Below are 13,483 nucleotides of genomic sequence, written 5' to 3'. Positions count from 1 at the left end.
TTGAAAATGAAAACGATCATAAAATTATATGTACCACTTCTATTAGCCGGATTAATGCTGGTAGCCGGTTGTACAAAAGACTTTGAAAAAATTAATACTGATCCTACAGCTATCGCCCAGGATCAGTATAATCCTAACTTCCTTTTATCTACAGCACAATTAAACTATACGGGAAGCATTGATTTTGCCTACGAAACCTGGCGGGGAAACCTCATTTATGCTTCTACCATGATGCAGGGCATGTCATCTGTGATCAGTTATTGGGCAGGCGATAAATATATGTTAAATGAAGGTTATACCGCAGCGTATTGGGAGAAAGCATATCCCGATCAGGTTAAATATGCTGCCGATCTGGTAGAGTTTACCAAAGGAAAATCCCAGTATAATAATGTTTATCAGATGGGCCGTATCTGGAAAGCCCTGATTTTCGAAAGATTAACCGATTTGTATGGCGATGTACCGTATTTTGAGGCAGGGCGAGGGTATTATACAGCCAATTTATATCCTAAATACGATGCGCAACAGGCCATCTATACCGATCTTTTAAAAGAGGTTGATGAAGCCAGCACAGCATTAAACGCAAGTGGTGATAAAGTAACAGGTGATCTTGTTTTTGCAGGCGATATAGCCAAATGGAAACGTTTTGGAAACAGTTTGATGTTGCGTATGGCCATGCGCTTAACCAAAGCCGATGCTACCTTGGCGCAAGCTTATATTAATAAAGCTGTTGGTAAAACCATGACCAGCGATGCCGATAATGCTTTCTTTAAACATGATAGCAATGGAGCCCGCGTAACACAAAACAGAAACGCGCAGGTTCTACTGGGCGATGGCGGTCAGGAAAATTATTATACCAGGTGGAGCAGTACTTTCATTAACTATTTAAAAACCAACAACGATCCGCGTTTGGGTAAGGTTGCAGTAACAAAGTTATACTTAACTGATGGAACCAAAGATCAAAACCCGGCTTTTGTTACCAATCCTGCCGTACAAAAAGGGATGCCAAATGGTAAAGATTTGAGCGGCATAGCCGGAAGAGACGTTCGTCAGGATCCATCTTATACCGATTTTACCGACTATTCTTCTCCAAACCCGGGGATGTTAAAAAGAGATGGTAATACCTTTATCCTCACCTACGCACAAACCGAACTGCTTTGGGCAGAGGCGGCGCAACGTTATGGTATTGGTGGTTCGGCTGCCAGCCATTACAATGCCGGGGTTACTGCGGCAATGACTTATTTGTCTCAATATGATCCATCAATGGCGGTAAACGGAACGGATGCTGCAACTTATTTAGCCGCCCATCCTTATGTGGCCGCAAGTGGTTTAGATATGATTGCAACACAATATTGGGCACATACCATTACCATGTTAGATTTTTACGAAACCTGGTCGAACTGGAGAAGAACAGGTATTCCTGCCTTGGTACCAATCGTATATCCAAATACGAATACGGGCGGGGTAATTCCACGCAGATTCCCTTATCCTCTTTTTGAAGGCGTTACCAATGCCGTAAATTATAAAGCCGCATCTGCCGCTGTTCCAGGAGGCGATAAACTGGTAGGTAAAGTTTGGTGGGATAAATAACTTTATATCATCCCGATTTTTACTGGCCGATATTGCTAACGCAGTATCGGCTTTTTTATGGTAACATTTCTAATGCGCTGTTTTGATTAACGCTGCAATAGTTTGATATTTAGCAACCAAACCAAACGCAATGAAATTCAGATTTATACTCGCTACATTTTTGAGCATGGGCATTTTTGCAAATGCACAACAATTACCTCGGAAAAACCAATCTAAAGAAACCATTACCACTACACAGGTAACTGTTAAAGATGAGCCTAAACCTTCAGCTAATGAAAGAAATATTAAAGTGGAGAGCTCGGTAGTGACCAATCACTCGGTAAACATTGATGGTAAAGCCGTTCCGTATAAAGCCACTACCGGTACCTTGCCGGTTTGGGACGAGGATGGAAAACCGATAGCTGGTTTGTTTTATACTTATTATGAACGGAGCGACGTACAGAATCGCGATAGACGCCCGTTGGTGATCTCATTTAACGGCGGCCCGGGTTCTGCTTCTGTTTGGATGCATATCGCCTATACTGGTCCGGTAGTTTTGAATATTGATGATGAAGGTTATCCTGTACAGCCTTATGGTTATAAAGAAAATCCATATTCTATTCTAGATGTGGCCGATATCGTATACATCGATCCGGTTAATACCGGCTATTCACGAGCCGTGAGCAAAGATATTCCAACCAATAAATTTTTTGGCGTTCGTGCCGATATTAAATACCTGGCCGAGTGGATCAATACCTTTGTAACCCGCAATAACCGATGGGCCTCACCTAAATTTTTAATTGGTGAAAGTTATGGTACTACACGCGTTTCAGGCTTGGCTTTAGAGTTGCAGAACAGTCAATGGATGTATTTAAATGGTGTGGTATTGGTTTCTCCAACCGAACTCGGTATTGAACGTAGCGGCCCTGTAGATGCCGCTTTGCGCTTACCGTATTTCGCCGCTACCGCATGGTACCACAAAGCTTTGTCCGCTGATTTACAGGGCAAAGATTTAACCACGATGCTTCCTGAAGTAGAAACTTTTACCATTAACGAACTTATTCCGGCCATTTCGCAGGGCGGGATGTTAAGTGTGGATAAAAAGAAAGCCATTGCCGTAAAAATGGCCCGTTATTCGGGGCTTTCTGAAAAGGTAATTTTAAATTATAACCTTAACGTACCAACCGATTTTTTCTGGAAAGAACTATTAAGGGATAAAGGTTTTACTGTTGGCCGATTAGATTCACGTTATCGGGGCATAGATAAAATGAGTGCAGGGGAAGGACCTGATTATAATGCAGAACTCACCTCCTGGCTGCATTCGTTTACACCAGCCATCAATATGTACATCCGCAACGAACTGAATTACAAAACCGATTTGAAATACAATATGTTCGGTTCGGTTTACCCTTGGGATAAATCTGGAGATCAGACCGGCGATAATCTCCGCCAGGCTATGGCACAAAACCCATACCTCCATTTATTGGTGCAATCGGGTTACTATGATGGCGCCTGCGATTATTTTAATGCCAAATATAGCATGTGGCAGTTAGATGCTGCAGGTAAACTGCAAGACCGTATGAGCTGGGAAGGTTACCGTAGCGGGCACATGATGTATTTGCGTAAAGATGATTTGAAAATGGCGAACAACCATATCCGGGAGTTTATAAAAAAAGCCTTGCCAAAAGCTGGGGAGGCCGCTAAATTCTAAAAATTAGTATTTACAACCTTCTCAAGCGCTATTAATTTGTCAATACTTTTAGGTTTACAGGAGCGCAGTTGCAATGTAATAATTATCGTTCGTCCTGCTTTGCGTTCCGATCTTTTTTGCCCTTCGACTGCGCTCACGGTGACAAAAAAGGATCTCCACTACAATCAGGGCTAGGTAGGTTAGGGCGGTGGCACGAAAACCAGGCATAGTTGCAGAAACCAGCGCAAAATAAACCTGATCGGACGGATGCTGCCCTTCGCGGCAGGAGGGAGAGCAGGACGGAACCAAACCAAAGAACTACTGCATTTGCTTTCCAAACTAAAATGAATGCTAATAAAAACAGCAATAAATTACAATTTGAAATTCTAGCGTTGACAACTTTATTACCGCTATGAGGATGAACTTGTCAGCTCTTCGAAGCGATTTGTCTTCTGAAAAACGGAAACAAAAAACTGTTGGTTACAAACTAAAAATAATTACTTATTTTTGTGGTTCAATTATGCAGCAAATAAAAACATCATTCGATTTTGAAAAACCTATTGCCGATTTAGTTCAGCAGATAGAAAAGGTTAAGCAAGTTGCCGAAAAAACCAAGGTAGATATGTCTGCCACTTTGGACGAGCTTGATGGTAAATTAGATGAAACTACCAATAACTTATATAAAAATTTAACCGGTTGGAACAAGGTTCAGATGAGCCGTCATCCGGATCGCCCGCAAACCCTTGATTATATCAATATGATCTGCGATGATTTTATTGAAATGCACGGTGATAGAACGGTTAAAGATGATAAAGCTATTGTTGGCGGTTTTGCTTCTATAAATGGTCAAACGGTAATGGTTATTGGTCACCAAAAAGGTAAAAATACTAAAGAGCGCCAGTTTCGCAATTTTGGTATGGCCAATCCGGAAGGTTACCGCAAAGCGCTGCGCTTAATGCGTTTGGCTGAAAAATTCAATAAGCCGGTGATCTCTTTTATCGATACGATGGGTGCCTACCCTGGTTTAGAGGCTGAAGAGCGTGGGCAAGGTGAAGCGATTGCCAGAAACTTATTGGAAATGTCTGTTCTACGGGTGCCGATTATCTGTATTGTGGTAGGTGAAGGCGCTTCAGGAGGTGCTTTGGGAATAGGGATAGGTGACAAAGTGTATATGTTAGAGCACACCTGGTATTCGGTGATTTCGCCTGAATCTTGTTCCTCTATTTTATGGAGAAGCTGGGATTTTAAAGAAAAAGCCGCTGAATGCTTAAAATTGACATCTGATGATATGTTTGGCAACAAACTAATTGATGGCATTATACCAGAGCCGCTTGGTGGCGCGCATCAGGATCCGGAGTTAATGGGTAAAACACTTAAAGAATATATCGTAAAAGATTTGGCCGCATTGGGCAAGTTAAAAACCGATAAGATGATTGAGCAAAGAATTGAGAAATTCTGTGAAATGGGTGTAGTAAACGAGTAATCATTAACTAAAAATAAACTTGAATCCTGTTTGGCTATGCCGGACGGGATTTTTTTTGTCATTTGCTCACGGTCGTTTCAAACGAGCGTGTAATATAAAGTCGTATTTACGACATTAAGATGCGCTTTACTCTTTTAATAATCGTTTACGATATAATCCTAAATCTATTGCTGCACTCATTAAAAACGAGCACAAGCAAAAGATTTTGATATTAGTTAAAATCCAATAATTCGATCTCTATTGGACCACCCAAATTACAATAATTCGATGCCGAGCTGTAAATATAATGTTCGGGCTCTGATACAATCCTGACGGTAACTGGATTTTGATGAATGTAATTTATGTTTTGAAATGTAAATTCCGGACTTATTAATTCAACAGCATGATAACCATCTTGCCATACTTTATAATTCTCAATTCTGGTAAGATATTTTCCTGCGAATTCAAATTTATTCAGCAGCCACTTTTTCCTACTTTCATTTCCAGAATTAATTTCTTCAATGATTGCCCTATTTGTAAACTTTTTAAAATCTCTTATAATTTCAAAAAGTTTTAAACTTCCATTTGCCGCAGCAATGAGGTGCATATGATTCGTCATAAAACAATAGGCGTAAAGTTTTAATCCTTTGTTAGATTGACAATATTCAAGCGAGTTAATTATGATTTCTTTATACGAAGAACGGGTAAATATATCTACCCAATCCACAATCGTGAAAGTTAAAAAATAAATGCCTTCGGGATCTCTTGCTTGGTATTGATCTGACATACATAAATGTATTTATTTATTCAGAAAAATCATAGAACTAAGTTTTGGAGTTTGCTCCTATTCTTGCCCACGCTCGTTTTTAACGAGCGTGTATATAGTAGGTCGTATTTACGGCTATGTACACTCTTATTTTAAGCAATAGTTTTATAATACAATCGTAAGGAACATTACTGCACTCGTTAGAAACGAGCGCAAGCAATTTAATAAACAAAAAAGCAGCTACAAATGAATGCAGCTGCTTGTAAAATCCATTTCCAGATCCTTTATTGTTGCGGACCTTGTTGCGGGAAGAACATAGATAATCGGCCTTCAAGGTTGTTGAAAATCTTCTGTAGCTTATCACTCAACTTATCCTGACCAGCAGCTTTACTTGTTTTAATCATTCTGTCCAGATAGTATAAGCCGGTTTGGATGTTCTGCGATCCGGTTAAACCTTTTGACTGTGAAATGTCAGCCAGGTAGTTCAATTCCTTATTGATGTAATCACCGGATTTGTCTAAAATCTCATTAGCTCTGGCAGTTTCACCTAATTTATAGAGGTTTTCAGCCATATAGAATTTCACGACAACTGTACGGATACCGAAGAATTTGTCAGGCATTACCGCATAATACTTATCCACCACTTTTTTGGCGTCATCCATTTTACCTTCTTTAATCAAGCTGTTGGTTAAGCTGCTGAAGATATTGGTAAAAATGAATGTATCATCTGATGATTGCGGATCTAAATATTTAGCTGTTTTCATATTTCCCCACTTAAACTTGTTCATCACATTGTTATATAAAACAGGCGTGTTCAGTTGCTCCGGTCTATCTTCAGTCGCAGTTGTATCAGCCTTAAGTGGTAGTAAACGCAAGGCTAAACCTTCGCTGTATAAATACTTATCCAAGCCGTTATATTGCTCAGAAGGAACAGTAGACGCAAAATAAATTGGGCGTTTCCAATTGTTATGCGCCAGTATATCGAACATGGCCAAAGTTCCTTTGGTAACATAACCTTTATTAAATTTCCAATCCATTGAGGTGGTAATTTTTGAAGCATCAGCTGCTGGCACTGTCCCCGTACTGATTACCTGTTGAGGATCTACCGTAATTTTAAGGTTTTTAGTAGGCAGGAAATTAGATTTTGTTCCATCTTGCATCGGTACTTTGTCACTCTCATCGTTTGATAACAATAAATCAACTATGTTTTTAAGTTCAACACTACCTGCAATTTTATAATCATCGTATGGCATTACGTCCCTTTCGCCCTGTACATATTGCTCGGGTTTCATGGTAATTGGCAGTGGGGCAGATTCGTTTTGTTTTTGCCTTAAGCCGTTGATGTACCAATCGGTATCAAATAAACTTAAGTTTACAATACGCACATCGGGGCGGACATTTTCTACTTCCTGTATATACCAAAGCGGGTAGGTATCGTTATCGCCATAAGTAAATAAGATGGCATTTGGCGCACAGGATTGCAGGTAATCATAAGCAATATCATGTGGAACCAGCTTAGTAGAACGGTCATGGTCATCCCATCCCTGTTCAGCCATAATTACCGGCGCGGCCAATAAACCAATTACGGTAGCGCCAATAGCTCCGGCGGTTGGAGTTAATTTTTTAAACAACCACTCTTTAATGCCCAAGGCTCCTAGCCCAATCCATATGGCAAAGGCATAGAAAGAGCCTACATAAGCATAATCCCTTTCGCGCGGCTCTAAAGGCTTTTGATTTAAATACAATACAATAGCAATACCGGTAAAAAAGAACAATAAGGCAACTACACCAGCATCTTTCTGATTGCGTTTAAAGTGCCAAAGTGCACCGATTATGCCCATAATCAACGGTAAAAAGAAGAAACGGTTGTAGGCTTTATTATCAACGGTTGATGGTGGTAAATGACTTTGATCACCACGTAACCAGCTATCAAACGGTTTAATACCACTAATCCATTCGCCTTCAAATCCGCTGCCCTGGCCTTGCTCATCGTTCTGGCGACCAACGAAATTCCAAAAGAAGTAACGCATATACATGTAACCGATCTGGTAGCTGGCCAAAAAGCCAACATTATCAACTACGTTCGGGTGTTTGCTGTCATCTAGGTGCATCCATTCTTTATAAAAACTGGCATGTCTAGCATCGTCACTATACATACGTGGCAATAAGGTGTTGTTGTTATACTCGTAATCGGTTTTCTTGCCCGCTACTTCATATTTATCTTTACCTTTCCTCCAGATTGTTTTACCCTCTGTTACGCCTGTTCTTTCAGAGTTATAGTTCGGGCCATAGGCCAGTGGTCTATCGCCATATTGCTCACGGTTTAGGTAACTTAAGAAAGAGAAAGCATCTTTAGGTGCGCTATTATTTAAGTTTGGATCCGCTTTTGCCCTGATAATAATCATCGAGAAAGAGGAATAACCGAAAATGATCAAAACAATAGAGATTAAACCTAGGTTTAATAGTTTCTTTTGATGTTTGATCGAATAATGGATTCCCCAAACTAAAGCGCCGATCAATAAAATAGCGAAGAATAAAACACCAGTTCCAAAACCAAGACCTAATGTATTTACAAAAAACAAATCGAAATAAGCACCAAATGAAACCAGGTATTGGATAATACCATACTGAATTACTGCTAAAATTAAGATACCAACTATAAGTGTTTTAATAATGCCAGACGTGGTTGCTTTATCGGTTCTTTTAAAATAATAAACAAAGGCAAGTGCTGGTATAGTTAACAGGTTTAGTAAGTGGATACCAATTGATAAACCCATAATATAGGCAATAAACAATAACCAACGGTCGGCTCTTGGCTCATCGGCATGTGCTTCCCATTTAAGAATAGCCCAGAATACAATAGCAGTAAATAGTGATGACTGTGCATAAACCTCAGATTCTACTGCTGAAAACCAAAAACTATCAGAGAAAGTATAAGCCAGCGCACCAACGGCACCTGCACCCATAATACTGATTAATTTTCCTGTAGTTAATTCTTCACCAGCTTTTAATATCGTTTTTTTAGCCAACGCAGTAATGGTCCAAAATAAGAATAAGATGGTTGCCCCGCTCGAAACAGCCGAACCTACGTTCATCCAGTAAGCAATTTTGGTTAAATCTCCCGCTGCAAAAATAGAGAAGAAACGTTGGATCATTAAGAACAAAGGCGCACCAGGCTGGTGAACAACCTGCATTCTAAATGCCGATGCGATAAATTCACCACAGTCCCAAAAACTGGCAGAAGGCTCTAAGGTTAAAACGTAAGTTAGTGTAGCAATTAAAAAGCAGATCCAGCCTACTATATTATTAACTTTTGAATAATTCATTGGTTTGTTTAATGATATTAAAAAATGTTTTCACATAAAAATGCTGCCGAAATTAACTATTCTAGTCGATAAAACCGGTAAATTTTTGCATTGATTTAACAATTTTTAACGGCATTAACATAAAGGATTTTAATTTATTGGAAAGCAAAAACCCATAAGCAGAAAGATTAAATCTGCCTATGGGTTAAATTTAGAATGTTTTTTGCCTATCCTGCAGCAAATGGAGTAAACCTTAAAATAAGATCGTTATATTGTTTTTCGAGGCTTCTGCTCAGGCTTCCCTGTTTAAATGCCTCCGTTATTTTTACCATTTGACCCAAATAACCCAGGTAGAAACGCACATCCTGTTCTGATGATAGCTGGTTTTTGCTCTCCGAAACATCAGCCAGGTGGGTGAGTTCCTTGTTGATATAACCGGCCGTTGTTTTGATCATGGCATTTGCACGGTTTAAATCATTTAACCGATATAGGTTTTCGGTAAAATAATAGGTGCTCATTACCTGGCGCATGCTGTAAAATTTAGCCGGAATCACTTCAAAGTACTTATTGGCCACTTTTTTGCTCTCAGCAATTTTACCTTCATTAATCAGGCCGGTTAATAAACCATTAAACATATTTGATAACATGGTTACATCATCGGCAGACTGCCTGTCTAAATGGTTGGCATATTTCATGTTGCCGAAGCCATACACATTCATCAGGTTATTGTACATCGGTTTCAGGTTTACGCGATCAAAATCCTGTTTAATGGCAGTGTCGGGTTTTAAAGGGAGCAGCCTTTTATTTAAACCTTCAGAATAGAGATATTGATTAAGTCCTAAATATTGCTCGTTCGGCATGGCGCCGCTAAAATAAATTGGCCGTTCCCAGTTATTGTGCGTTAAAATATCAAATAATGCCAAGGTGCCTTTAGTTACAAAATTCGAATTGTAAGTCCATTCCATACTGCTTGCAATTTTACCGGCATCTTCTTTTGGTACGGTCCCCGTATCTAATACTTGCTGCGGATTGACGGCCAGCTTAAGGTTTTTGGTAGGTAGTACATTGTATTTAGAGCCATCTGTCATGGTCACTTTATCTTCGTCGTGATCGGATAGCAATACATCTAAAATTTCCTGTAATTCAATATGCTGCGCAATCTTATAATCCTGGTAATACATGATATCTCTCGTGCCCTCCACGTATTGCTCATGTTTCAAAGTAATAGGCAAGGGAGCAGATTCATTTTGTTTTTTTCGCATCCCATCAATATACCAATCGGTAGTAAACAAACTTAAATTCACCACACGCACATCCGGACGGATATTTTCTACTTCTTGTGCGTACCAAACCGGATAGGTGTCATTATCGCCATAGGTAAACAAGATGGCATTAGGTGCGCATGATTTGAGGTAATTGACAGACATATCTCTCGCTACATGGCTATCAGAACGGTCGTGGTCATCCCAGCCCTGGCTGGCCATAATGATCGGAGCGCCAAACAAGGCGATAGCGGTAGCCAAAATACTCGCACGCAAAGGTGTTAATTTTTGGAAAATCCACTCCTTTACTCCAAATACCCCTAAACCAATCCAGATGGCAAAAGCATAAAATGAGCCTACGTAGGCATAGTCCCTTTCGCGGGGCTCAATAGGAACAGAGTTTAGATATACCACTATGGCTATACCGGTGAACACAAAAAGCAAACCGATAATGCCAGCATCTTTTTGGTTGCGTTTAAAATGCCAAAGGGCGCCAACTAAACCAATAATTAAAGGTAAAAAGAAAAATCTGTTGTATGCTTTATTCTCTACAATGGATGGTGGAAGGTTTTGTTGATTGCCAAGCCTGATGGCGTCCAATGGTTTTACGCCGCTAAGCCAATTGCCATCTTTTCCGCCAAACTGTCCATCTTCATTATCCTGTCTACCCACAAAATTCCACATGAAATAACGCATGTACATTTGCCCGGTCTGAAAAGAAAATAGGTATTTTAAGTTGTCCAGCAGGGTAGGTTTATGTTCATCATCAAAACCCATATAATTTTTGTAAAAATTAATATGTTCTGGCTTATCGCTATACATCCGTGGCAGTAATGTTTTATCGGCAAAAATATATTCCGATTTCGTGCCTGCAGGTTCATATTTTTTATCGCCTTTGCGGATAATCTTGCCCGTTTCTTTAATTCCTGTTTTTTCTGAATTGTAGTTTTCCCCATAAAGCAACGGCCGGTCGCCGTATTGGTCACGACTGACATACCTTGAAAAGGAAAATACATTATCTACATTATAATTGTTCAAATTTGGTTTAGCCTGTGCCCTGATGATAAGCAATGCAAAAGAGCTATATCCAAAAAGTAACAGAACGGTAAATAACATCACCAGGTTTAAAGCCCTTTTATTTTTAAGGATGGAATAACGGATGCCATAAATCAGGCTCCCGATAAGGAGCACAGCAAAAAACAATATGCCTGTTCCAAAACCTAAACCCAGGGTATTTACAAAAAAGTAATCAAAACTTGCAGCAAAAGATATCACATATTGAATGATGCCAAACTGAACCAATGCCAGCACAGCAATTGAAACAAAAAAAACCTTTAAAATACCTTGCCAATTAGGCGATGGATTCTTCTTGAAATAATAAACAAATATTAATGCCGGGATGGTGAGCAGGTTTAAGATGTGTACGCCAATAGAAATCCCCATCATGTAGGCTACAAAGAGTAACCAACGGTCTGATTTTGGTTCATCGGTCTGCGATTCCCATTTTAATATGCCCCAGAATACAACGGCTGTACAAAGTGACGACATGGCGTAAACTTCGGCCTCTACAGCTGAAAACCAGAAACTGTCAGAAAAAGCATAAGCCAAAGCTCCAACCAAACCAGCGCCCATAATCCCGGTGATTTTTTGATTGGTGATTTCTTCACCTTTTTTAATCACCGTTTTCTTAGCCAGTGCGGTAATCGTCCAGAATAAAAATAGGATCGTACCAGCACTCGCAAGTGCAGAAGATATATTGACGAAATAGGCTACCTTGGTTTTATCGCTTAAAGCGAGTGCCGAAAATAATCTTTGGATCATCGAAACTATTGGAGCACCAGGCTGGTGAACCACCTCCATTCGGAAGGCAGAAGAAATGAATTCGCCACAATCCCAGAAACTTACAGATTGATCTAAAGTTAAGATGTACGTGAGTGCGGCAATAATAAAACAGAGCCAGCCTCCAATGGTGTTGATCCTTGAGTAATTCATAGTTTAATTTTAGTATTTGATAATAAATGATTTAAGTGGTTCGTGTTAAAAAATGTCGCATAAAAAAAGAAAATGTTGCACGCTATATGATGATTTTTTTATCTTTGCATCGCAAACAGGAACGGCAGGAAAGAAATTAAAAATATTTTAAAATCACTCTTGCATATTTAAAATAAGGTTCCTACATTTGCATTCCCTTTCGAGGAGAATATCCTTGATAAAGCTTGTCCGATAGTATAAGGGTAGTACAACGGTTTTTGGTACCGTTTGTCTTGGTTCGAATCCAGGTCGGACAACAAAATTTAATAACGGATCATGTTTTAAACAGGCATGATCCGATTTTTTTTAACCGTAACTACACGAACCCATGCCATTGCAGTTTAACCCGGTAAAGCTTTTTTCCGGAACAGGTTCTAAGGGATTATCACTTAAGATTGCCGAACATTACGGCAAACCACTTGGTAGCGTAACCATTCATAAATTCAGTGATGGCGAGTTTCAACCTTCCTTTGATGAGTCAATCCGCGGTAGTGATGTTTTTTTAATCCAGTCTACTTATCAGCCCAGCGATAATTTAATGGAACTTTTGCTTATGGTTGATGCTGCTAAGAGAGCATCTGCACATTATATTACAGCAGTTGTTCCTTATTATGGTTTAGCCCGTCAGGATAGAAAAGATAAGCCACGTGTAGCAATCGGTGCCAAATTGGTGGCCAACTTATTAAAATCAGCAGGTATTCACCGTATCATGACGATGGATTTACATGCTGCACAGATTCAAGGTTTCTTTGATATTCCGGTTGATCACTTAGATGGGTCGGTAATTTTTGTGCCTTATATCAAAAGCTTAGGCTTAAAGAATTTAACTATTGCATCGCCTGATATGGGTGGTTCATATAGGGCACGTACTTTTGCCAAGTTTTTTAATGCCGAGGTAATTATTTGCGATAAACGCCGTAAACGTGCCAACGAAATCGAATCGATGTCGATTATTGGTGATGTAACCGGACAGGACGTGGTATTGATCGATGATATTTGTGATACCGCCGGAACCTTATCAAAAGCTGCGGCTTTGATTATGGAAAATGGTGCAGCAAGTGTTAGAGCTGTTTGTACACATGCTGTATTATCTGGGAAAGCAGTTGAAACGGTAGAGAATTCGGTTCTAACTGAATTGATTGTTACAGATACGATCCCGTTGAAACAGGAGAGTCCGAAAATTAGGGTGCTAAGTACCGCCAGTTTATTTGCAAGGGCAATAGCCAATGTAAACGAACATGGATCGATTAGTGACTTGTTTAGGGTTTAGTTGGGTGAACTGTAGAAACTGGTTAATCGGTTAATTGTAAATATTTTCAGTTAACCAATTTGAACAATTAACAAGTTAACATAAAAAAAGAATTTAAATAAGGTGGAAGGTAGAGGGTTGAAGACTTGAGG

At 39.6% G+C, this 13,483-nt stretch carries 7 protein-coding genes; 4 read left to right on the top strand and 3 right to left on the bottom strand.

The genetic code is table 11. From position 1 onward, the window contains the following. The first annotated feature begins 6 nt into the window (after positions 1 to 6). The 3 genes from PGN18_RS01330 (at position 7) to PGN18_RS01320 (ending at position 4,739) form a co-directional block, all read left to right on the top strand. Positions 7 to 1,587, top strand: a complete 1,581-nt coding sequence (locus PGN18_RS01330) for a SusD/RagB family nutrient-binding outer membrane lipoprotein (RefSeq protein WP_335317566.1) — start codon at positions 7 to 9, stop codon at positions 1,585 to 1,587. 130 nt (positions 1,588 to 1,717) lie between these two features. Beyond that, positions 1,718 to 3,277, top strand: a complete 1,560-nt coding sequence (locus PGN18_RS01325) for a S10 family peptidase (RefSeq protein ID WP_335317564.1) — start codon at positions 1,718 to 1,720, stop codon at positions 3,275 to 3,277. Between the two features lie 499 nt (positions 3,278 to 3,776). After that, on the top strand, positions 3,777 to 4,739 hold the full coding sequence (locus PGN18_RS01320; protein WP_205059435.1) for an acetyl-CoA carboxylase carboxyltransferase subunit alpha: 963 nt from the start codon (positions 3,777 to 3,779) through the stop codon (positions 4,737 to 4,739). 211 nt (positions 4,740 to 4,950) lie between these two features. On the opposite strand, the gene PGN18_RS01315 is transcribed toward PGN18_RS01320, so the two are convergent. The 3 genes from PGN18_RS01315 to PGN18_RS01305 form a co-directional block, all read right to left on the bottom strand. Then, a complete protein-coding gene (locus tag PGN18_RS01315) occupies positions 4,951 to 5,505 on the bottom strand; it encodes an REP-associated tyrosine transposase (RefSeq protein ID WP_335317562.1) in 555 nt (184 codons plus the stop codon). A gap of 263 nt (positions 5,506 to 5,768) precedes the next feature. Further along, complete coding sequence (locus tag PGN18_RS01310; RefSeq protein WP_335317561.1) at positions 5,769 to 8,810, bottom strand: protein O-mannosyl-transferase family; 3,042 nt, start codon at positions 8,808 to 8,810, stop codon at positions 5,769 to 5,771. Between the two features lie 206 nt (positions 8,811 to 9,016). Continuing rightward, the gene (locus PGN18_RS01305) at positions 9,017 to 12,043 is read right to left on the bottom strand and encodes a glycosyltransferase family 117 protein (protein WP_335317560.1); all 3,027 of its coding nucleotides are present in this window, start codon (positions 12,041 to 12,043) and stop codon (positions 9,017 to 9,019) included. Between the two features lie 367 nt (positions 12,044 to 12,410). On the opposite strand from PGN18_RS01305, the gene PGN18_RS01300 reads away from it, so the two are divergent. Further along, positions 12,411 to 13,352, top strand: a complete 942-nt coding sequence (locus PGN18_RS01300) for a ribose-phosphate pyrophosphokinase (RefSeq protein WP_090504927.1) — start codon at positions 12,411 to 12,413, stop codon at positions 13,350 to 13,352. Positions 13,353 to 13,483 lie beyond the last annotated feature (131 nt).

The sequence above is a fragment of the Pedobacter terrae genome (assembly GCF_036946585.1).
Lineage (GTDB): Bacteria > Bacteroidota > Bacteroidia > Sphingobacteriales > Sphingobacteriaceae > Pedobacter > Pedobacter terrae_C.
This window is presented reverse-complemented; position numbering and strand designations above follow the sequence as displayed.